The 19,146-nt window shown below is 60.1% G+C and carries 25 protein-coding genes and 1 tRNA gene; 21 read left to right on the forward strand and 5 right to left on the reverse strand.

What is annotated here, in order from left to right:
* The first annotated feature begins 35 nt into the window (after positions 1-35).
* The 14 genes from sppA (at position 36) to SynNOUM97013_RS10140 (ending at position 11,546) form a co-directional block, all read left to right on the forward strand.
* Positions 36-848, forward strand: a complete 813-nt coding sequence (gene sppA, locus SynNOUM97013_RS10075; protein WP_186479617.1) for a signal peptide peptidase SppA — start codon at positions 36-38, stop codon at positions 846-848.
* Positions 845-1,225 carry a chorismate mutase gene (gene aroH / locus SynNOUM97013_RS10080; protein ID WP_186479618.1) on the forward strand — a complete coding sequence of 127 codons (381 nt, stop codon included), beginning with the start codon at positions 845-847 and terminating at the stop codon, positions 1,223-1,225. Before sppA ends, aroH begins: the two co-directional genes overlap by 4 nt.
* 98 nt (positions 1,226-1,323) lie before the next feature.
* A complete protein-coding gene (locus tag SynNOUM97013_RS10085; protein WP_186479619.1) occupies positions 1,324-1,914 on the forward strand; it encodes a DUF2808 domain-containing protein in 591 nt (196 codons plus the stop codon).
* 53 nt (positions 1,915-1,967) lie between these two features.
* Entirely contained in the window at positions 1,968-2,105 is a 138-nt protein-coding gene (gene rpmH / locus SynNOUM97013_RS10090) for a 50S ribosomal protein L34 (protein WP_186479620.1), read from the forward strand.
* 18 nt (positions 2,106-2,123) lie between these two features.
* Complete coding sequence (rnpA, locus tag SynNOUM97013_RS10095) at positions 2,124-2,525, forward strand: ribonuclease P protein component (protein WP_186479621.1); 402 nt, start codon at positions 2,124-2,126, stop codon at positions 2,523-2,525.
* Positions 2,522-2,944 (forward strand): PH domain-containing protein, encoded by a 423-nt coding sequence (locus SynNOUM97013_RS10100; RefSeq protein ID WP_186479622.1) that lies wholly within the window; start codon positions 2,522-2,524, stop codon positions 2,942-2,944. Before rnpA ends, SynNOUM97013_RS10100 begins: the two co-directional genes overlap by 4 nt.
* Positions 2,945-3,019: 75 nt before the next feature.
* Entirely contained in the window at positions 3,020-4,165 is a 1,146-nt protein-coding gene (gene yidC, locus SynNOUM97013_RS10105; protein ID WP_186479623.1) for a membrane protein insertase YidC, read from the forward strand.
* The gene (locus SynNOUM97013_RS10110) at positions 4,162-4,710 is read left to right on the forward strand and encodes a DUF177 domain-containing protein (protein ID WP_186479624.1); all 549 of its coding nucleotides are present in this window, start codon (positions 4,162-4,164) and stop codon (positions 4,708-4,710) included. The genes yidC and SynNOUM97013_RS10110 overlap by 4 nt, the downstream gene beginning before the upstream one ends.
* Positions 4,703-6,202, forward strand: a complete 1,500-nt coding sequence (locus tag SynNOUM97013_RS10115) for an AAA family ATPase (protein WP_186479625.1) — start codon at positions 4,703-4,705, stop codon at positions 6,200-6,202. Before SynNOUM97013_RS10110 ends, SynNOUM97013_RS10115 begins: the two co-directional genes overlap by 8 nt.
* A 72-nt stretch (positions 6,203-6,274) precedes the next feature.
* Complete coding sequence (locus SynNOUM97013_RS10120) at positions 6,275-6,436, forward strand: hypothetical protein (protein WP_186470439.1); 162 nt, start codon at positions 6,275-6,277, stop codon at positions 6,434-6,436.
* 59 nt (positions 6,437-6,495) lie between these two features.
* Positions 6,496-7,773 (forward strand): serine--tRNA ligase, encoded by a 1,278-nt coding sequence (serS, locus tag SynNOUM97013_RS10125; protein WP_186479626.1) that lies wholly within the window; start codon positions 6,496-6,498, stop codon positions 7,771-7,773.
* 19 nt (positions 7,774-7,792) lie between these two features.
* Positions 7,793-8,875, forward strand: a complete 1,083-nt coding sequence (rseP, locus tag SynNOUM97013_RS10130) for an RIP metalloprotease RseP (protein ID WP_186479627.1) — start codon at positions 7,793-7,795, stop codon at positions 8,873-8,875.
* Positions 8,876-8,918: 43 nt separating this feature from the next.
* Positions 8,919-9,221, forward strand: coding sequence for a 30S ribosomal protein S14 (gene rpsN / locus SynNOUM97013_RS10135; protein ID WP_186479628.1), 303 nt, complete (start codon positions 8,919-8,921; stop codon positions 9,219-9,221).
* Positions 9,222-9,380: 159 nt separating this feature from the next.
* Positions 9,381-11,546: a polyribonucleotide nucleotidyltransferase gene (locus SynNOUM97013_RS10140; protein ID WP_186479629.1), complete on the forward strand. Its 2,166-nt coding sequence runs from the start codon at positions 9,381-9,383 to the stop codon at positions 11,544-11,546.
* A gap of 11 nt (positions 11,547-11,557) precedes the next feature.
* Here SynNOUM97013_RS10140 and SynNOUM97013_RS10145 read toward each other — a convergent pair whose 3' ends face one another.
* The gene (locus tag SynNOUM97013_RS10145) at positions 11,558-12,475 is read right to left on the reverse strand and encodes a 3'(2'),5'-bisphosphate nucleotidase CysQ (protein WP_186479630.1); all 918 of its coding nucleotides are present in this window, start codon (positions 12,473-12,475) and stop codon (positions 11,558-11,560) included.
* Positions 12,476-12,498: 23 nt separating this feature from the next.
* Between SynNOUM97013_RS10145 and rsmI the strand changes: the two genes are divergently transcribed.
* Together rsmI and SynNOUM97013_RS10155 are read left to right on the forward strand one after the other, a co-directional pair.
* Positions 12,499-13,365, forward strand: a complete 867-nt coding sequence (gene rsmI, locus SynNOUM97013_RS10150) for a 16S rRNA (cytidine(1402)-2'-O)-methyltransferase (RefSeq protein ID WP_255442729.1) — start codon at positions 12,499-12,501, stop codon at positions 13,363-13,365.
* A 23-nt stretch (positions 13,366-13,388) separates the two neighbouring features.
* Entirely contained in the window at positions 13,389-13,616 is a 228-nt protein-coding gene (locus SynNOUM97013_RS10155; protein WP_186479631.1) for a hypothetical protein, read from the forward strand.
* 5 nt (positions 13,617-13,621) lie between these two features.
* On the opposite strand, the gene SynNOUM97013_RS10160 is transcribed toward SynNOUM97013_RS10155, so the two are convergent.
* A complete protein-coding gene (locus tag SynNOUM97013_RS10160; protein WP_186479632.1) occupies positions 13,622-14,410 on the reverse strand; it encodes a helix-turn-helix domain-containing protein in 789 nt (262 codons plus the stop codon).
* Between the two features lie 67 nt (positions 14,411-14,477).
* Here SynNOUM97013_RS10160 and SynNOUM97013_RS10165 point away from each other — a divergent pair.
* Positions 14,478-14,551 (forward strand) — tRNA-Arg (locus SynNOUM97013_RS10165).
* 271 nt (positions 14,552-14,822) lie between these two features.
* Positions 14,823-14,999: a hypothetical protein gene (locus tag SynNOUM97013_RS13660; RefSeq protein WP_222929821.1), complete on the forward strand. Its 177-nt coding sequence runs from the start codon at positions 14,823-14,825 to the stop codon at positions 14,997-14,999.
* 1,406 nt (positions 15,000-16,405) lie between these two features.
* Here SynNOUM97013_RS13660 and SynNOUM97013_RS10170 read toward each other — a convergent pair.
* Complete coding sequence (locus tag SynNOUM97013_RS10170) at positions 16,406-16,678, reverse strand: DUF1651 domain-containing protein (protein WP_186479633.1); 273 nt, start codon at positions 16,676-16,678, stop codon at positions 16,406-16,408.
* Positions 16,679-16,909: 231 nt separating this feature from the next.
* On the opposite strand from SynNOUM97013_RS10170, the gene SynNOUM97013_RS10175 reads away from it, so the two are divergent.
* Positions 16,910-17,056, forward strand: a complete 147-nt coding sequence (locus tag SynNOUM97013_RS10175; protein WP_186479634.1) for a hypothetical protein — start codon at positions 16,910-16,912, stop codon at positions 17,054-17,056.
* Positions 17,057-17,175: 119 nt separating this feature from the next.
* Here SynNOUM97013_RS10175 and SynNOUM97013_RS10180 read toward each other — a convergent pair whose 3' ends face one another.
* On the reverse strand, positions 17,176-17,409 hold the full coding sequence (locus tag SynNOUM97013_RS10180) for a hypothetical protein (RefSeq protein ID WP_186479635.1): 234 nt from the start codon (positions 17,407-17,409) through the stop codon (positions 17,176-17,178).
* Between the two features lie 292 nt (positions 17,410-17,701).
* Here SynNOUM97013_RS10180 and SynNOUM97013_RS10185 point away from each other — a divergent pair, with 292 nt between their 5' ends.
* Together SynNOUM97013_RS10185 and SynNOUM97013_RS10190 are read left to right on the forward strand one after the other, a co-directional pair.
* Positions 17,702-17,926 (forward strand): hypothetical protein, encoded by a 225-nt coding sequence (locus SynNOUM97013_RS10185; RefSeq protein WP_255442730.1) that lies wholly within the window; start codon positions 17,702-17,704, stop codon positions 17,924-17,926.
* Between the two features lie 122 nt (positions 17,927-18,048).
* Positions 18,049-18,198 carry a hypothetical protein gene (locus tag SynNOUM97013_RS10190; protein WP_186479637.1) on the forward strand — a complete coding sequence of 50 codons (150 nt, stop codon included), beginning with the start codon at positions 18,049-18,051 and terminating at the stop codon, positions 18,196-18,198.
* Between the two features lie 530 nt (positions 18,199-18,728).
* Here SynNOUM97013_RS10190 and SynNOUM97013_RS10195 read toward each other — a convergent pair.
* A complete protein-coding gene (locus tag SynNOUM97013_RS10195; RefSeq protein WP_186479638.1) occupies positions 18,729-19,001 on the reverse strand; it encodes a DUF3764 family protein in 273 nt (90 codons plus the stop codon).
* Between the last annotated feature and the right edge of the window lie 145 nt (positions 19,002-19,146).

A 19,146-nucleotide genomic window follows, 5' to 3' on the forward strand; every position in this document is an offset into this window, starting at 1 on the left:
TCCTTTTTAAGATCTAACGAGTTGAACGGAGGGCCATGGGCTGGCTGTGGCGCCGGAAATCCAAACGCCGCATGGCGCGCATCGAAATCGAAGGTGCGATTAGCGGCTCGACGCGACAGCGAGTGCTGAAGGCCTTGCGGGAGGTTCAGGAGCGCGAGTTCCCGGCCCTGCTGCTGCGCATCGATAGTCCTGGCGGCACGGTGGGTGACAGCCAGGAAATCCATGCAGCACTGCTGAGACTGCGGGACCAGGGCTGCAAGGTGGTGGCCAGCTTCGGCAACATCTCGGCGTCCGGCGGGGTGTATGTCGGCGTTGCTGCTGACGCGATCGTGTCCAACCCAGGCACCATCACCGGGTCGATCGGCGTGATCCTTCGCGGCAACAATCTTTCCGAGCTGCTGCAGAAGATCGGCATCCGCTTTGAGACGGTGAAAAGCGGGGCCTACAAAGACATTCTCTCGCCGGACCGCGCCCTGAGCACGGAGGAGCGCGCCTTGCTGCAGAGCCTGATTGACAGCAGCTACGACCAGTTTGTGACCGCTGTGGCGGAGGGCCGCAACCTTGAACAAACCAAGGTCCGCAGCTTCGCCGATGGACGAGTGTTCAGTGGTGCACAAGCCAAGGATCTCGGCCTCGTGGATGAGTTGGGCGATGAGGAAGCCGCGCGAAGATTGGCGGCACGCCTGGCCGATCTCGATGAGGAACGCTGCAAGCCGGTGACCCTCGGCAAGCCGCGCAAGCGGCTGCTGCAGAACCTGCCGGGCTCGAGACTGCTCACAAAGCTTGAGCAGGTGCTGAACACCGAACTGGAGCTCAGCGGGCAGCCCCTGTGGATGCATCGACCATGACGGACTCTCCTCAACTGCGAGGGCTGCGCGGAGCCACCACCAGCAGTGAGAACACAGTTCAAGCGATCCGTGATGCGGTCAATGAACTGGTCGAAGCCCTGATGGATCAGAACAACCTGAGCCCCCAACAACTGGTGTCCGTCACCTTTTCGGTGACAGCGGACCTGGATGCGAGTTTTCCAGCCGCCACGGCCCGGCACCGTCCCGGCTGGGACGCCGTGGCCTTGCTGGATGTTCAACAAATGGCCGTGCAGGGAGACCTGGCCCGCTGCATCCGCCTGCTCGCTCATGCCTGGCTGCCGGCGACGCAACCCTTGCACCACCCTTACCTGCGCGGAGCGATGAAACTGCGCCCGGACCGATCTGGTCACAACTGACAGATCAAGGGCCGACCCACTCGACGGTTCACCGCGGGTGATTCTCACGACAATTCACAAACGACTCACGGCTCAAGGGCCGATTACTTTTTGCCGCGATGACCCGACGTTTTCCATTCATGCCTCGAAGCACCGCTGGAATCGCTGCCCTGATCAGCTGTGGCGCCATCGGAACCAGCGCCTTGCTACAGCCCCTTGCAGCACCGCCGGCCTCGGCTCAGAACACCCCGTCGCTGCTGGAATTCCGCTGGGATGACAACAGCGGTTATCGCAAGCTGTATTTCGTTCAGAGCAGTCAGCGCCAGCGGGAACGGGCGGAATACATGTTCATGCTGCGGCCCAAGGATCGCAAGACCGCCATCCTGAAGCTGAGCATCAGCGTGCCCAAGCACTTCAACGCCCGCATTCGTCCCAAGAATCTCTCGCTCTGCAAGATGAAACTGGGCGGGATGCTGTCGCGCAGTCGCTGCGAAGAGGTGATTCCGGCCGTGATTGAGGTGAATGAGGATCAGACCGCCATTGAGGTGTTCCCCGACACCCCGATCCCCACAGGCGACACCTACGCCGTGGTGATGAACGTGTTCAACCCCACCAAGTCGGGCATGTTCCAGTTCAATGCTCTGGCGCAGGCCCCCGGAGACGTGCCGGTGTCTGGCTATCTGGGCAGCTGGTCCGTCGATATTGACTGACCCCGACTGATAAACTCCCTCCTTGATGAAAGGCCGGGCGCCGTAACACTCCCATGACAAAACGAACCTTCGGAGGCACCAGCCGCAAGCGCAAGCGCGTTTCAGGTTTCCGGGTGCGCATGCGCTCCCACACCGGCCGCCGCGTGATCCGCAGCCGCCGCAAGCGTGGACGGGCACGTCTCGCCGCCTGATCGTTCAGAGCATCTGCGATGGTCTTGCCGGCATCCATGCGCTTGCGCGGCCATCGCTGTTTCAACCATCTTCATCGGCGCGGCAAGCGTTTTCACAGCACCTTGATGGTGTTGCGCACAGCCCCAGCCAGAAATGAATTGCTGAACCGCAGCGCGGTTTTGAAACCATCGTCGTCTGTGGCGAAGAGCGCACGTTGCCGTGTGGCTGTTGTGATCAGCAGCAAAGTGAGCAAGCGTGCCGTCGTGCGCAATCGCCTGCGCCGCCGCTTGCACGATCATCTGCGCAGCCGCTTTGAACAGGCTCCGGAATATGGATCCGTCTGGCTTTTGCTGAGTTTGAAACCAGGGGTCGCCCCCGAGAACCACGCCTTGCTGGAAGAATGCGACAGATTGCTTGAACAGGCGGGGCTGACGGAATGACCAGTTCGATCCAGGAAGAGACTTTCTACGAAGGCGGCCCTGCCAAGGGAGATCTGATTTTCAATCTCCTTCTGGGCCTCACTCTCATCGGCCTTCCCTTCGCGGTAGGCGGGGTGGTAAGGGCCCTCTGGCTGCGTTTCAAGGTCACCAGTCGACGCATCTCCGTTAGCGGCGGCTGGTTGGGCAGGGATCGCACCCAAGTGGTCTACAGCCAGATCAAGGAAGTCCGCTGTGTGCCTCGGGGCTTTGGTGCCTGGGGCGACATGGTGCTGGTGCTCACGGACGGCTCGCGTCTAGAACTGCGCTCCATGCCCAGATTCCGAGAGATTGAGACCTACATCGAGGAACGGATCAAGGCCAGTCCTGCTGCCAAAAAGGCAGACAGCGACGCCGCATCCACCAAGGGATTCGCTGCCTGACCCCAGGCATCAGCGCAACAGCATCCCCGTTGTTGCACACTGGCATCACCTTTCATCACCACTCGGAACGCCATCGTGATCGGGTACATCTCCGACAACCTGCTGCTACCAATCCTTGATTTCTTCTACGGATTGGTCCCCAGCTACGGACTTGCGATCGTGGCACTCACGGTGGTGATCCGCCTGGCGCTGTTTCCACTCAGCAACGGATCCATCCGCAGTGCTCGCCGCATGCGCATTGCCCAACCGGTGATGCAGAAGCGGCAAGCCGAGATCAAGGCACGCTTCGCCAGCAACCCGCAGAAACAGCAGGAAGAGCTGGGCAAGCTGATGAAGGAATTCGGCAGCCCGCTGGCCGGTTGTTTGCCTCTGCTCGTGCAGATGCCGATCCTGTTCGCTCTGTTTGCCACCCTGCGGGGATCACCGTTCGCGGATGTGCCTTACACCCTCAATTTGAAGGTGCTGCCGTCCGATCAGATTGCAGCCGTCGAACCCAAGCCCTTCAGCAGCGCCAGTCACTCGATCTTCATCACTGAGACTGATCACGTGCCCGTGATCGCGAGCCTGCCAGGGGGCACCAAGATCGGCTCCGGGGAATCTGTCCAGATTCAACTGCAGACAAAAAGCGGCACACCCTTCAGCGAAGTGCTGACCGATGTCGACAACGGCCAGTCCTTTCTCCCCGATTGGACGGTGACCAAAGGCGAGTCCATTGTTTCCGTCTCCGACAGCGGCACGATCACTGCTCTGGCACCGGGTGATGCCACCGTCGAAGGCAAAATCCCCGGCCTAGCGGCACGCAGCGGCTTCCTGTTCATCAAGGCCCTGGGTCAGGTGGGCTTCTACACCGAAGGATCCATCAACTGGGATATCGCGATCCTGGTGGGATCCTTCGGCGTCAGCCTGTTCATTTCCCAGCTGCTGTCTGGCATGGGAATGCCTGCCAATCCCCAACAGGCAACTGCTAACAAAATCACGCCGGTCATGATCACAGGCATGTTCCTGTTCTTCCCCCTGCCGGCGGGCGTTCTCCTGTACATGGTGATCGCCAACATTTTTCAAGCTGCGCAGACCTTTCTGCTCACCCGTGAGGCCTTACCCGACAATCTCCAGGCCATTCTTGATGAGCAGCTGAAGCAGGCCCAGACACCTGCAGCCGCCACCGCCGGTGGTGCAATCGGTAACCGGCTGCCCTTCGAACCGAAAGGCGGCAACAAATGATTCCCGGCCTTGAGCCGGTACCGCTGAGGGAGCTGCAGGCCCTGGGGACATCCAGGGTCTGGGACGTGGAAGGGCAACTCGAGGCGATGCCAAGCCTGACTCCCGTGCGCGGCACTCTCAGGGCCGAGCATCGCGGCAACCTGCTCGAAGTCGAAGGGTCGCTGCAAACCATCGTGTGCCTACGCTGCGATCGCTGCCTGGGCCGCTTCAACCAAGAGCTGAAGGCGGAGTCCAAGGAACTGATCTGGCTCGGAGATGAGCCAACAGAAGAACTGCTGGCCGAGGCAGGGCTGGATTCCGAGACCCCGGATGGCCTGGTGGACTTCCTGAACCCCCGTGGAGATTTCGAGCCGGAACGTTGGGTGTTCGAACAACTGAGTCTTCAGATGTCGGTGGTCAACCGTTGCGGCGACCTCTGCCCAGGCATGCCGCAAGCCACGCCCGAACCCCGCGAGCCATCAACTGCGGTGACCGTGGATCCTCGCTGGCAGGCGCTGCAGGATCTGCAATCGTCCCTGCAACCGGATGGGGGAGACCATGACTGACACCTGGATCGGGCAACTGGATCTACTCATCCGTTCAGGCACACCGCTGATCTGGATCCGCAGCCATGAGGAGGAGCGGGTTGAGGGACTGCTGCAGCAGACCTGTGAGCGGCTCCCCGATCGCACCCTGGCCTGCTGGGACTTCGTGGGCGGCCTCAGTGGCGTGCTTGGGCAGGAGCAGCTGGGGGCGCGTCAGCCCATGGCCGTGCTGCAGTGGCTTCAAGATCGTTCCAGCAGCAATCCCACGTTGCTGCTGCTGAAAGACGTGCATCGCTTCTGTGATGACCCCGGCATCGCGCGCATGCTGCGCAACCTGTCCAGCCAGCTGCGCACCACCCCGCACACTCTGATCGTGACCTGCGGGCAATGGACGCCACCTGCAGATCTGGATGAAGCGCTCACATTGCTGGATCTGCCCTTGCCCCAGGAAGAGGAGCTGCGCACCCTGCTGGCCAACATCGCCCGCGCCAGCGGACGCGATCTGGAAGCGGATGTGCTGGAGGAACTCACCCATGCCTGCTGTGGCCTCAGCGAGGCTCGGGTGCGGCATGTGGCCGCCAAAGCTCTCGCCCAACGGGGATCCCTGAGCCGTGACGATCTGGCCGATGTGCTGGAAGAGAAACGCCTCTCCCTCGCCCGCAGCGAAGTGCTCGAGTTCTGCCAGACCGATGCCACACCGGGAGACATCGGCGGCCTGGAGACCCTGAAGCACTGGCTGGATCAGCGCCATCGCGCCTTCAATGACGATGCCCGTCGATTCGGCCTGCCTCTCCCGCGCGGAGTTCTTCTGGTCGGTCCCCAGGGCACCGGCAAATCACTCACGGCCCGTGCCATCGCGCACAGCTGGTCCATGCCGCTGTTGCGACTGGATGTGGGACGCCTGTTTTCCGGCCTGGTGGGTGCCAGTGAAGCGCGCACACGCGACATGATTCAACGGGCAGAAGCCATGGCCCCATGCGTGCTGTGGATCGACGAAATCGACAAGGGGTTCGGCAACGACAGCCGCAGCGATGGCGGCACCAGCCAGCGCGTGCTGGCCACCGTGCTCACCTGGATGGCTGAGAAGCGCTCCGCGGTGTTTGTGGTGGCCACCGCCAACGGCGTGGAGCGGCTGCCGGCTGAACTGCTCCGGAAAGGACGCTTCGATGAGATCTTTCTGCTGGATCTCCCCTCGCGGGACGAGCGCAACAGCATCGTGAGCTTGCACCTCCAGCGCCGACGCCCCGGCCTTGAGTTGCCTCTCTCCACCGTGATCGACCGCACCGATGGGTATTCAGGCGCTGAACTCGAACAGGTGGTGATTGAAGCCATGCACCTGGCCTTCGCGGACAGCCGTGAGCTGTCTGAAAGCGATCTGATCCAGGCCGCAGCACAACTGGTGCCACTGTCACGCACCGCACGGGAACAACTGGAGAGCCTCAAGCAATGGGCCAGCGCGGGTCGCGCGCGACCCGCTTCATTGCGGGGAGTAACGAACTCTCAACCGGCGTAACAATCTGAGTGGGGCGATCAAGCCAGATCCCTGAGCACTCCTTAGGTTCCGGTCACCGACCGCAAACCTTCTGTGAACCGTCCTTCCGATTTCACTGCTCAGCTGGCAGCAGCATGCCTCGGAGCCGGTGTGATCACCACGGTGGCTGTGGCCCAGGGCCAGAACCCGATCACCGCACTGGGGATCACCCTGTTCTCCGCCGTCGCTGCCGTGATGGTGGGACAGGTTCTCTGAACGCGAGGAAAGCGCTGGCAGCGGACGCTTAGGCTGCCGGCGCCGTCATTTGAATCCCCGTGCTCGATCAGCGCCTGGTGCGAGAGAACCCCGAGCTGATCGCGGCTCAACTGGGGCGCCGAGGCATGGATGTTGATCTCACATCCCTGCAACTGATCGCACAGCAGCAACGCGACCTCGAAGAACAACGCAGCAGCCTCCAGGCCGACGGCAACCGGATCGGCAAGGAGGTGGGCCAGAGAATTAAGGGAGGCGCTGATCCCAAGGGCGATGAAGTCGCCGAATTGCGCAAGGAGGGCAACGCCATCAAGCAGAAGGTGGCGGTGCTGGAAGACGAGGAGAAGCAACTGGCCTCGAAGCTGAAGACCCAGCTGCTCACCTTTCCCAACCTGCCGTCGAACGACAGCCCGGATGGCAAGGACGAAAACGACAACGTCGAGGTGCGCCGCTGGGGTCACCCGCGCGAGGAGCAAGGCCTCGAGGAGCATTGGGCGATTGCCGATCGCCTGGGTCTGCTGGACAGCGAGCGGTCGGTGCGGATTGCGCAGAGCCGCTTTGTGACCCTGCTGGGCCAGGGGGCCCGGCTGGAACGTGCCCTAATCAATTTCATGCTGGACCTGCATACCGGCAAGGGCTACCGGGAAGTGCTACCTCCGGTTTTGGTGAACAGCGCCAGCCTCACCGGATCGGGTCAGCTGCCGAAATTTGCCGAAGAAAGTTTCCGCTGCGCTGAAGACGATCTATGGCTGACGCCCACGGCCGAGGTTCCGGTCACATCGCTGCACCGGGATGAAATCATCCCGGTGGATCAGCTGCCGTTGCGCTACGTGGCGTACAGCCCCTGCTTCAGGCGGGAAGCTGGCAGCTATGGGCGTGACACCCGTGGCTTGATCCGCTTGCACCAGTTCAACAAGGTGGAGCTCTACTGGTTCGCTCATCCCGACCAGTCGGCTGAGGCCCACGCCCAGATCACCGCTGATGCCGAGGCGGTGCTGCAGGCCCTGGAGCTGCCTTATCGCGTGCTCGAACTCTGCACCGGTGATCTCGGCTTCTCAGCCACCCGCACCTATGACCTGGAGGTGTGGCTTGCCGGTGCTGGTGCCTTCCGGGAGATCTCAAGTTGCAGCGTATGCGGGGATTTCCAGGCACGGCGCTCCTCCATCCGCACCAAAGAAGGCAAAGCCACGCGCTTGGTGCACACACTGAACGGCAGCGGCCTGGCCATCGGCCGCACGATGGCGGCATTGCTGGAGAACGGTCAAGAGTCCGATGGAAGCGTGAAGCTCCCTCAGGCCTTGGTGCCGTACTTCGGTGGCGACCGTATCCAGCCAGAATGAGTCCACTGAATCGGACCTCATGAACGTTCTGGCCTCACTGCTGGCTCTGGGGCTGCTGATCGTGATCCATGAAGCCGGGCACTTCCTGGCCGCCCGACTGCAGGGCATCCGCGTCAACGGGTTCTCCGTGGGATTCGGGCCGGCGTTGCTCAAAACCGAGCGCGATGGCGTCACCTATGCGCTGCGCGTGTTGCCCCTGGGCGGTTTCGTCTCCTTCCCGGACGATGACGAGGACAGCGACATTCCCGATGATGATCCGGATCTGCTGCGCAACCGTCCGATTCCGCAGCGGTTGCTGGTGATCAGTGCCGGAGTGCTGGCTAACCTGCTGCTGGCCTGGTTGGTGCTCGTCAGCCACACCGCCGTGACCGGAGTACCTGGTGAACCAGCTCCTGGGGTGATGGTGATGAGCGTGCAGGGCGGCGAGGCAGCGGCCACCTCGGGGCTGAAACCGGGCGACCGCATCCTCAGCATCGGGGATGTCTCCCTGGGCAGCGGCGAGCTCGCGGTGAAATCAGCCGTGGAGCCGATCCGTCAACACCCGGGGCAAGCCCTCAATCTGCGCATCGAGCGCAACGGGGAACAACGGCCATTGACACTGACCCCCTCGGACCAACAGGGCACTGGTCGCATCGGCGCTCAGCTGCAGGAGGTGCTCACCGGTGAGAGTCGGCCGGTGTCGTCGCCGTGGGAAGCGATCACCGTGTCCAGCCATCAGTTCAGCGGACTGGTCAGCCGTACAGCAGCCGGCTACGCCGGACTGTTCACCAATTTCGGAGCCACGGCCCAGCAAGTGTCGGGTCCGGTGAAAATCGTGGAGATGGGCGCTCAGCTCTCCAGCCAGGGAGGCTCCGGACTGGCCCTATTCGTGGCCTTGATCTCCATCAACCTCGGCGTGCTCAATGCCCTGCCCCTGCCCCTGCTTGATGGAGGCCAGGCGGTGTTGCTGCTTCTGGAAGGACTGCGCGGTCGTCCGCTGCCCGAGCGCTTCCAATTGGCAGTCATGCAATCGAGCCTGCTGTTCGTGCTCGGCCTCAGTGTTCTGCTGATCGTGCGTGACACCAGCCAGCTGCCGGTGGTACGTCAATTGCTGGGACAGTGAGACGGTATCGTTGTTGATTGAACTGCTCCTTTTCAACCGCTGCATGGCCAAGAAGTCGATGATCGCCCGCGATGCGAAGCGGAAGAAAATGGTGGAGCGCTTCGCTGCCAAGCGGACGGCTCTGATGGCCGCCTTCGACGCTGCGAAGGATCCGATGGAGCGTCTTGAGATTCACCGCAAGATCCAAGCCCTGCCTCGCAACAGTGCGCCCACCCGCATGCGCAATCGCTGCTGGGCCACCGGCAAGCCCCGGGGTGTGTATCGCGATTTCGGCCTGTGCCGCAACCAGCTGCGCGAGCGGGCTCACAAGGGCGAGCTCCCTGGCGTGGTCAAGTCCAGCTGGTGATCGGCTGAGATCCAATCGCTTTGTAGCCAGAGAAGGAGGTGAGCAATCACCTCCTTTTTTGATGCAATCGTCGTGAGGAAGCTGATTGGATTGCGAGGGATTGGCAGTTCAATCCGCCGAAGTGCCAGAATCAGATTTGACAGAAAGACATAAACAACAGTGCAAGGTCAGACCCAGTCGATCTCCTTTGACGGTCGGGAGATTCGACTGACCACAGGGCGATATGCCCCCCAGGCCGGTGGTTCCGTGATGATTGAGTGCGGCGACACGTCCGTGCTCGTGACCGCCACCCGTTCAGCAGGGCGCGAGGGCATTGATTTCCTGCCCCTCATCTGCGACTACGAGGAACGCCTCTATGCCGCAGGTCGCATCCCAGGCAGTTTCATGCGCCGGGAGGGACGTCCGCCCGAACGGGCCACGCTGACTTGCCGCCTGATCGATCGTCCGATGCGGCCGCTGTTCCCCAGCTGGCTCAGAGATGACCTGCAGATCGTGGCCACCTGCATGTCCTTGGACGAGCGGGTCCCCGCCGATGTGCTGTCGGTGACTGGGGCCTCCCTCGCCACCTTGCTTGCAGGCATTCCTTTCAATGGCCCGATGGCGGCCGTGCGCGTCGGCCTTCTTGGCGACGACTTCGTGTTGAATCCCAGCTACCGCGAAATTGAACGTGGGGATCTGGATTTAGTGGTAGCCGGCACGCCGGATGGCGTGGTGATGGTGGAAGCAGGTGCCAACCAGCTGCCAGAGCAAGATGTGATCGAAGCGATTGACTTCGGTTACGAGGCTGTCTGCGAACTGATCAAGGCCCAGGAGGCCATCCTCAAGGAAGCGGGCATCGAGCAGGTGAAGCCCGAGGCTCCCAGCGAAGACACCACCCTGCCCGTCTATCTCGAGAAAGCGTGCAGCAAGTCGATCAGTGAGGTGCTGAGCCAGTTCGACCAGAGCAAGGCCGAACGGGACGAAAAACTGGACGCGATCCGCAGCAAGACTGCGGAAACTATCGACAAGCTGAAGGAAAGCGACCCAGTGCGTCAGCTGGTGTCCAGCAATGGCAAGGCCCTGCCCACCAGCTTCAAGGCTCTGACCAAAAAGCTGATGCGCCAGCAGATCGTCAAAGACGGCAAGCGCGTGGATGGCCGGACCCTGGATCAGGTGCGTCCGATCAGCGCCCTGGCAGGCGTGCTGCCCAAGCGCGTTCATGGCTCGGGCCTGTTCCAGCGTGGACTGACCCAGGTGTTGTCCACCGCCACCCTCGGCACTCCCAGTGATGCCCAGGAGATGGACGACCTGAACCCCAACACCGAGAAGACCTACCTCCACCACTACAACTTCCCGCCCTATTCCGTGGGCGAGACCAAACCGATGCGCTCCCCTGGGCGTCGCGAGATCGGCCACGGTGCTCTGGCTGAGCGGGCGATTCTTCCCGTGCTTCCGGCCAAAGACACCTTCCCCTACGTGGTGCGCGTGGTGAGCGAAGTGCTCAGCTCCAACGGCTCCACTTCCATGGGTTCGGTCTGCGGCAGCACCCTGGCGCTGATGGACGCTGGAGTTCCGCTCAAGGCACCGGTCAGCGGCGCCGCCATGGGCCTGATCAAGGAAGGCGATGAGGTGCGAATCCTCACCGACATCCAGGGAATCGAGGATTTCCTCGGCGACATGGACTTCAAGGTGGCCGGCACCGACAAGGGCATCACTGCCCTGCAGATGGACATGAAGATCACTGGTCTGGCCATCAACACCGTTGCTGAAGCCATCAACCAGGCTCGCCCCGCGCGTCTTCACATCCTTGAAAAGATGTTGGAGGCCATCGACACCCCACGGGAAGGCATGTCACCCCATGCCCCTCGTCTGCTGAGCTTCCGTATCGATCCGGAACTGATCGGCACCGTGATCGGTCCTGGGGGACGCACCATCAAGGGCATCACTGAGCGCACCAACACCAAGATCGACATCGAGGACAGTGGCATCGTCACCATTGCCTCCCACGACGGTGCAGCAGCCGATGAAGCCCAGAAGATCATCGAAGGGTTGACGCGCAAGGTGAACGAAGGCGAAGTGTTCAGCGGTTCGATCACCCGGATCATTCCGATCGGAGCCTTCGTGGAAATTCTTCCTGGCAAGGAAGGCATGATCCACATCTCCCAGCTCTCCGAAGCGCGGGTAGAGAAGGTGGAAGACGTGGTGAAGGTGGGCGACGAAGTCACCGTGCGTGTGCGCGAGATCGACAATCGCGGCCGCATCAACCTCACCCTGCGCGGTGTGCCCCAGAGCGGCGAGGATGCCGCTCCTGAACCCGCTCCGACCCCCGTCGCGCCCCTCTCCTGAGGGGCTCAGGTTCAGACCTGAAACCCAGGATCAATCGTGGCCATCGCCCGTGTCGCTATCTCTTCGAGAGCGGCATGGGCTTTTCCATGACTGGCAATCAAACAGCCGGCCTGTCGCACATCGCCGGTGTTGTAGGTCAAGAGCTCACCATCGGCATGGGTGAAAGCACCACCGGCAGCCAGCAGCACCGCTTCCGGCGCGGCCATGTCCCAGTCCTTAGGAGCACTCTTGCCGGAGAGAGAGACGTAGAGGTCTGTCTCGCCACGCAGGATCGTGGCGACCTTGTAGCCAACGCTGCCCACCGCTTTGGAACCGCCGAGCGCGAGGGTGTCAATCAGTTTCACCAGACGGTCGTCACGGTGGCTGCGGCTGGCCACCAGGATCAGCTCCGAAACGGCGGTTCTGTCGCTGAAGCGAACCGGCGACCGATCACCTTGACGGTCTTCACACCAGGCCCCTTCGCCGACGAGGCCGATCCAGAGTTCGTCGGCTTCCGGCAGCAACACCACCCCCAGCACAGGACGCCGTCCCTGCACCAGGGCCAAATGCACGGCGTATTCGCCAGTGCCCTGCAGAAAATCCTTGGTGCCATCCAGCGGATCGAGAATCCAGAGCCAATCCGCCGGCAGCGGCTGGCCCTCCGTGAGCTGCTCTTTGGCGGTCTCCTCACTAAGCAGGGTCCAGCCCGCCTCCGGGAACGCCTGCTTCAGACCATCCAGCAACCACTGATTCACGGCCAGGTCAGCCGCCGACACCGGGCCCTCTCCACCGTCATCCACACTCAAGGCTTTGGGGAAGCCGTACGGAGGCTGCTCACCGCGGGAATAGGCACGCAAAATGTCGGCGGCTCCCCAACAGAGTGGGCGCAAGGCCGCGAGCAGAGCATCCTGGCTGACACCGGCAGGCAAGGTCGGAGCAGTCGGCATCATGGGAAGGTCTGGGCGGAGCCATTGTGAAGCAGCGCGCCGAACCGGAAAACGGTGTCCTCTACATGGTCGGCACACCAATCGGTCATCTCGGTGACCTCTCACCGCGGGCGCGGGCGCTGCTGGCGGCGGTGGACACGGTGGCCTGTGAAGACACGCGCCACAGCGGCCAGCTGCTCTCCGCGTTGGGATCGACAGCCAGACGCTGCAGCTTTCATCAGCACAACACCCACAGCCGCATCCCCCAATTGCTGGAGGAACTGAGCCAGGGCCGCAGCGTGGCGGTGATCAGTGATGCTGGCCTGCCAGGCATCAGCGACCCGGGCGAAGAGCTGGTGGCTGCAGCGAGGGCAGCGGGCCATGCCGTGATTTGCATCCCGGGGCCCTGCGCCGCCACCACGGCCCTGGTCAGCAGCGGACTCCCCAGCGGTCGCTTCTGCTTCGAAGGATTTCTGCCCGCCAAAGGGAGAGATCGCCGACAACGGCTGGAAATCCTTGCCAAGGAACCCCGCACCACCGTGCTGTACGAGGCACCCCACCGACTGCTGAAACTGCTGGAGGAACTGCAGGAGCACTGCGGTGCTGCACGCCCCCTGCAGGTGACCCGTGAACTGACCAAGCGCCACGAAGAACAGGTTGGGCCCACCATCAGCGAGGCCCTGACGCATTTCACCCATCAGGCACCCCAAGGAGAATTCACCCTGGTGCTCGGTGGCGCCGAGGAGCAGACCCCAGAGCCTCTGAATGACGAGGCCTGCCTGCAACAACTCCAAGAGCTGATCGCCGATGGCATGAAAGCCAATGATGCGGCTCGGGACCTGGCGCATCGCAGTGGACGCTCAAAGCGGGAGCTGTATGCACTGCTGCACAGCGCAGAGAACCAGGCAGACTGAATAAAGCGTTTGAACCACGCGGCATGCTGCTGCGCCTGCGACTGCTGATGATCACGCTGGGATCCGGCGCGGCACTGCTGTTGGTGCTCTGTCTTGGAGCCCAGAACCTGAGCGATCGCTACCGCCTGCGACTTGGGATTGGAGAAACGGCTCCGTTGCCAGCAGGCTTTGTCGTTGGCGTGAGTGCCGTGCTGGGGGTTGTTAGTGGTGGCAGCCTCACAGCCCTACTGATGCCTGACTCTCAGCAGTAACTGAATCAGGCGTCGAGGGAATACAACGCTCCTTCCATCACCAGCCGCGTGATGCCGCGTGCCACCAGGTGGCGGGTGGTGCGCTCGAACACCTGGGTGTCAGGCACTTTGATCACACGCTGGCTGCGACCGCACTGACGCTTGGCCGTCCTCGGACTGGCGTACAGACAGAGGGCTTGTCGCGACAGTTCGGAGGGATCAGCAACGCCAAGCTCTGGAAATTCACTGACCGGTCGTGGGTCCAGCTCAACGGTCTTATCCACCAGCATGTAAACGCTTTCAGGCAAAACGCCAGCGGCAAAGGGCAGGCAGCTGATCTGTTCGCGGCTGACCTGAGGCAGATCAACAGCAAGAACGGCCACCTCGTGAAACACATCACCAGGGTCAGGCGCGAGGTCTTCGTCGTCACTGATGTCCTCCGGCTCATCAGCTCCGAAGTCATCAGCATCGTCAAGAGCCAGTGTGGACGGGCTGTCGTCATCAGCCGACTCGTCCTCTTCGGCTGCCTGATCTTCTGGGTCCACCAGTTCTGACGGCGAAGCTTCGGGCTCGGGAGCCTCCAGTTCAGGGCTGATGTCAGCAGCGGCGATGGGTTGTGGCGCTGGAGACGCACCGCGGGAACGCGAGGTCTTGAGCGCGCTGTACTCCTCAGGCGACAACAGGGTTCGCACCGTGCGGCTGACGGTGTTGGTACTGCATCCGAAGGCGTCTGCCAATGCCGCACTGGCCTCACCGGTGCGATAGCGCTCGAGCAGCTCCTGCTTCTGACTGTCCGTAAGCCGGCTGGGTGCCATCGCGAAAGTTGCGCAGCATCCAACCTTAAGTGCCGCCGCCGGGATCGACTGCAACAATGAGCCCTCTGCTCCCTTAGCTCAGCTGGATAGAGCAACTGCCTTCTAAGCAGTCGGTCGATGGTTCGAATCCATCAGGGGGCGTCAATCAAAGCCAAGACGACCGATAGGTTCACGGTTTTCACCGGAAGCCCTTTTCTTGCCGCGCGACATGCCGGTGAGAAGCAGCTGGTGGAGCTGTGAAAGCAGAAGTGTCTTGTTCTCACTCAGCCCATTGACTGTCTCGGCTTGTTGGGACGATTACTGGGCTATTGCGCTGAGTGTCTAAACGCGAAGAAAGGTAATGAGGTATCGACCGTCGCAGAACGGAACACCCCTTGAGAAATGAAATGATTCACGCCTTCAAGCTGTAGTGATGACTGAAGCGCTGAAACTCCCCTACGCGGTTCAAGGGCGCGGAACCGTTGAGCACATTGGCAATCACTTCTATCGAGTTTGCGGCCCTGCGGGCTGCACCGTTGTGCTGGGCCTTGCCAATGCTCTGTATCTGAGCAGGAATGTTCCCGAATCAATGTCCCCAACCGAAAGCTGAAAATTCTCAAGCTCGAGAACCTTGGAGGCCAAGGCAAGAGCGCTGATGAAAACATCCACCTCACCTGGTGGTGGGGTAGGTACTTGACCTAGAGACGAGTAGTAATGAATGCAATTGCCTATTACGTCGCCAATTGAGTTGATTTTATTTCACCACAAATCATCAAAACCCAACAAAACGCACTGAATGTTTTAGAAGCTCACTCCCCAGCCCCAGGCCACCATCGGATCAGATTTCTCCCCGTACAGCCATAGGCACCAGAAAGTCGCGCGCGAGCTTAAGCACATCCAGCCCCCATTCATCCAGGCCTCTCTCCAGCAGCGTCCAGGACCATCTCGATTCATGCGCTCGTAACACAAGCAGCAGCTTTGAACGGCTTGAACTAGTGCACCCAGGATGATGCCTCTCCACACCACAATGGTGAAAAAGGAAAGAGACAGACCCCTCAGCCTGTCTCCACTCGACGCATGAAGGCAACGCCTTCAACCATCACTCTCCACCACGACGAGCCGAAAACAGCATCACAACGAACATTTTTCAGATTTCGATTAAGCATTAAGACCTATTTGATAATCGTTCTCATCTCGTTTATAAAAGCGTTTCGACGCTCGACGCATCGACTGAAGGCAGTTGTCATGCGGGTTCCCTCGCCCGCGCCTTCACAAGCAATGGGTTGATGATCCGGCAATCAGCTGTCCCAGCCTGACTGACATTGCCCCGCAGCACCAGCTTGTCGCATTGGCACCTTCTCGCTGATGCCGCTGCATTGGCTCGATGAGCTCGGCCGAAGACCAGCGCAAGATGCTCAACAGCCTTCAGCAGGCGTTACTCAAGCAAGCCCTCAACAATCGCATCAACTGATGATGGCCTGGCACGACGTGGATGCGAAAAAGCCAGGGCTTTGGTGTTGAGGGTTCGATCGCACTCAAGTTGCAAACTGAATCGATCAAAAGCCTTTTCACCATAGATTTTTACAAACCGAGAACCCTCTCGACGGACGCTTGTTTTGAAGCCATTGGCGCGCAAGAACCTGAGCGATGATCGCTCGCATTGACGCAGTGATTGCGTTTCCAGTGGAAGCACAATGAGCTGAACTTCAGGGACACTTGCTGAAGCCGTAGGGCATGCAAGTGCTGCACCCAAAAGTAGAACGACAGGGAAAAGGCTCTTCAACCCAGTTTTCAATGAAATCCCAAAGGATTTTAGGCCATTTGAACTCACATCAAGGTTGAGAACACCGTGTTGGTCCTTCTCTGGTTGATCTGATCAGAAAGCTTTCACATCGTTTCCAACCACATTGACGATCATGCCGGCGACACCATTGCAAGCCTCTGCGCAGAAGGCAACATCAACAACATCCATCCATTCATCATTGATCAACAAGATTCAATCGAACAATTCAACAATCAAAGCTCTTTTGGAGCACTAGAGCGCTCCCAGCCGATCCTTTGCAGATTCATCCACATTTCAATGCCGAGGTGGCGCAACATCCGCTGCCGGCGAATGGGCTGGCCGCGTCGCTTCCCCAGGCGGTACGTCGACACCAACACGAACTGAGCATGGCGTGTTGGCTGATCGGGCTTGATCTGGATCATCAGCCCCTCATGAGGATTCACCAACCAGCCTTCACCACCAGGCTTCTCCTCGAACTTGGCGAAATCGGGCTGGCGTTTCCACATCCTGTGATCCTGGCGAGGATGCCGTTTCAGTAGGGAAATGCTGGCGCCATCACCAAGAAGAACCGATGCGTCGCCTCGCGGGGAGAGCGTGGTGTCATCAACTGCTCACCTAAGTATTTCCACTCCTTGTGCCGGGCGAAGGGCTGTTTATCGTTCGACAGTTGTTTGTTCGTCAGGCGACCTCTCCACTGCAACAAGCCCTAGGCCAGCAGCAGTCGGAAACGCCAATCAATGACTGACCTCACATTGAGCATTTCAGCGGCACTGCGCGATGCGCAGCTCCAACGCCTTGAAGCGTCGCTGGCGACCAAGACGCCAACCAAGCCTCAAGCCAAAGCACCCTCCAACAACGACAAGGGATCGTCAGCACGCGGCTGATCGATCCAAACCGCTCGCATCCCTTGATCAAACCAAGCCGTGCAGCAATCGCGCTGTCGGTCGCAACCCCAAACGAGGCCGACGTCCATGACAGCGGTCTTGCTTGGGGTTTGCATGACTCATTTCTTTCGGCAGTAGCCAGCGCCGACGTTCATCCAACCGCTCGGGCAGGCCTCACCGTTGGTGAGCTTCATCTCGTAGTAGATGGGGGACACGCAGGTCGTTTTCAGCGTGTTCACATAACCGAGGGGGCATTGGTCATGACCAGGTGCTTTCGGAATGCGTTTCTGAGCGAGCACCTCAGCCGGCGCCAGCAATGTCAGGCATGCAAGCCCCACCAACCATTGAGTCATCAAACCCTCGAAGCTATGGATAACGCAGAGCGTTGCATACCCACTGCGGAAAGGCCAGCGGGAGCTGACAGGTGACGGCAACGCGCTGAACAGTTGGTATCAGAGGCCACGGTTGAGACGCCGCATGCGTCGGTAATTTTGATGTGTCGAGAGAATGACGCTTCGCGCGTTGGGAGCCTGAGGGGGCTCCTTTTTTATGGGTGGACACCACACATCCTCAAGAAGCCAGACCTTTCATCGCCAGCTAAGAAAGAACTGTGTTTCCGGCGGTGAGATGGTGAACGGCAAACTCATGATCGCCGCCCTGATTTTGGCGCTAGGCATGCCAGCGCTGGCTCAGAGCAATGAAGAACTGCTCCAGGAGCGCCTGATCACTCCAGCCCTCTATGAACTCCTCACTCGCAATGGAGCTACGACCCCTGAAGCAAGAACCCGCGTGATCGTTGAAGCCTGCCAAGCGAATCAATTAGGTCCCGATGTCTGTGATCGCCCGCGCCGACGTGATCCAGGCTGGTAATCCTTGCAGCCTGGCCATTCCACAGATTTTCAGAACAACAGCCTTAAGGAAGCCAACCAGATTGGGACCTTGACGACTGCAGCAACTCCTTCTGAATGATTGTGCCCCTTTGACACTCAACCATGACTGATCAAAGAATTGAGCAACTGCTGCAGGAAGCGGAACACCACCTGAAGAAACAGAGCTGCCGCGCAAGATATGAACGCTCCGTGATTCGCCTTCCCGACAGCCGTCGGAACATCTGGCTCAAAGATGACGAACGGGTCGCATGAAGCCCCTGCGGCAGAAACCAGTCCTGGGTCAAACCATTGCGATTCACCGAGGATTGCTTCGACCAATGGCTTGTCCCTATCAATGGCTCCCTTCAAAGGAGACCACTGTTGAGACATCCACCAAAATCACAAAGGAATTTCGGCTTCGATATCCCAACCCTCTTCAGACAGTTCATCAACCGCTTTCGCTGCCTCTTGGGCGGGGACATGAACGAGAAGAAACTCCTCGTCTTGATTGCAATAGATCCTGGTTAATCCGATCACAGCGGGGGCTCCCGGGTGTCGACACCTCATCCAAACCAATCGGGGTCAACCCGACAAGGTTTGATCAGCGATCTCTGGTGAAGGCCAGGAGACTGCATCATCGACACGCTTATCCGGTCCATCCTTTCCTCGCGAGGGATGGTCACGACAGCCTGATGGTGATTCAAGACTGACCGGTGCTGGAGGCGAACAGCATCACAAGGGCTCAGAGCAGGACTCAACCGCCGACGAAGCCCTTGCGATGCGCCCTTGGATGCGATCGTCGCTCAGCTTTGGGAATACGCCGTGATCACCGTGCTCTCGATGATGTGCCCAGCTCCAGCAATCATCGCTTTGTTGTCTTCAAAGAGTTTCTGAGCTGCTCCCACAGGGGCTTGCTGAACGGCACAGACCTTGGTGGGATCATCTTTGCTCACGCCACGGAACAATGATTTGAGACCAACCGATTCATGCATCTTGGTCACATCCTCACTGTCGTAAATCGCCGCCCACTGTTCAAACGGCACGCTCAGGCTGAAAGTCCAGACGGTGGTTTCCATGACTTAAAACAACGGCAATGCCAGTCAATCACTGTGGCGGAATTGCTTCAACGCACCAGCACATCCGTATGCGTGGTGAACATGCCAATCACGGTGAATGCAATCAGAAGAGCGCAGGCCATGGGGTGAAGGTGGTGTGGGGGGG

It is taken from the genome of Synechococcus sp. NOUM97013 (assembly GCF_014279815.1).
Lineage (GTDB): Bacteria > Cyanobacteriota > Cyanobacteriia > PCC-6307 > Cyanobiaceae > Synechococcus_C.

Bases quoted from the DNA above. Each gene is read 5' to 3' on its own strand.
- sppA (WP_186479617.1), top strand. From the start codon at position 36: ATGGGCTGGCTGTGGCGCCGGAAATCCAAACGCCGCATGGCGCGCATC.
- aroH (WP_186479618.1), top strand. From the start codon at position 845: ATGACGGACTCTCCTCAACTGCGAGGGCTGCGCGGAGCCACCACCAGC.
- SynNOUM97013_RS10085 (WP_186479619.1), top strand. From the start codon at position 1,324: ATGACCCGACGTTTTCCATTCATGCCTCGAAGCACCGCTGGAATCGCT.
- rpmH (WP_186479620.1), top strand. From the start codon at position 1,968: ATGACAAAACGAACCTTCGGAGGCACCAGCCGCAAGCGCAAGCGCGTT.
- rnpA (WP_186479621.1), top strand. From the start codon at position 2,124: ATGGTCTTGCCGGCATCCATGCGCTTGCGCGGCCATCGCTGTTTCAAC.
- SynNOUM97013_RS10100 (WP_186479622.1), top strand. From the start codon at position 2,522: ATGACCAGTTCGATCCAGGAAGAGACTTTCTACGAAGGCGGCCCTGCC.
- SynNOUM97013_RS10110 (WP_186479624.1), top strand. From the start codon at position 4,162: ATGATTCCCGGCCTTGAGCCGGTACCGCTGAGGGAGCTGCAGGCCCTG.
- SynNOUM97013_RS10115 (WP_186479625.1), top strand. From the start codon at position 4,703: ATGACTGACACCTGGATCGGGCAACTGGATCTACTCATCCGTTCAGGC.
- rseP (WP_186479627.1), top strand. From the start codon at position 7,793: ATGAACGTTCTGGCCTCACTGCTGGCTCTGGGGCTGCTGATCGTGATC.
- rpsN (WP_186479628.1), top strand. From the start codon at position 8,919: ATGGCCAAGAAGTCGATGATCGCCCGCGATGCGAAGCGGAAGAAAATG.
- SynNOUM97013_RS10145 (WP_186479630.1), bottom strand. From the start codon at position 12,475: ATGATGCCGACTGCTCCGACCTTGCCTGCCGGTGTCAGCCAGGATGCT.
- SynNOUM97013_RS10155 (WP_186479631.1), top strand. From the start codon at position 13,389: ATGCTGCTGCGCCTGCGACTGCTGATGATCACGCTGGGATCCGGCGCG.
- SynNOUM97013_RS10160 (WP_186479632.1), bottom strand. From the start codon at position 14,410: ATGGCACCCAGCCGGCTTACGGACAGTCAGAAGCAGGAGCTGCTCGAG.
- SynNOUM97013_RS13660 (WP_222929821.1), top strand. From the start codon at position 14,823: ATGACTGAAGCGCTGAAACTCCCCTACGCGGTTCAAGGGCGCGGAACC.
- SynNOUM97013_RS10170 (WP_186479633.1), bottom strand. From the start codon at position 16,678: ATGTGGAAACGCCAGCCCGATTTCGCCAAGTTCGAGGAGAAGCCTGGT.
- SynNOUM97013_RS10175 (WP_186479634.1), top strand. From the start codon at position 16,910: ATGACTGACCTCACATTGAGCATTTCAGCGGCACTGCGCGATGCGCAG.
- SynNOUM97013_RS10180 (WP_186479635.1), bottom strand. From the start codon at position 17,409: ATGACTCAATGGTTGGTGGGGCTTGCATGCCTGACATTGCTGGCGCCG.
- SynNOUM97013_RS10185 (WP_255442730.1), top strand. From the start codon at position 17,702: ATGATCGCCGCCCTGATTTTGGCGCTAGGCATGCCAGCGCTGGCTCAG.
- SynNOUM97013_RS10190 (WP_186479637.1), top strand. From the start codon at position 18,049: ATGACTGATCAAAGAATTGAGCAACTGCTGCAGGAAGCGGAACACCAC.
- SynNOUM97013_RS10195 (WP_186479638.1), bottom strand. From the start codon at position 19,001: ATGGAAACCACCGTCTGGACTTTCAGCCTGAGCGTGCCGTTTGAACAG.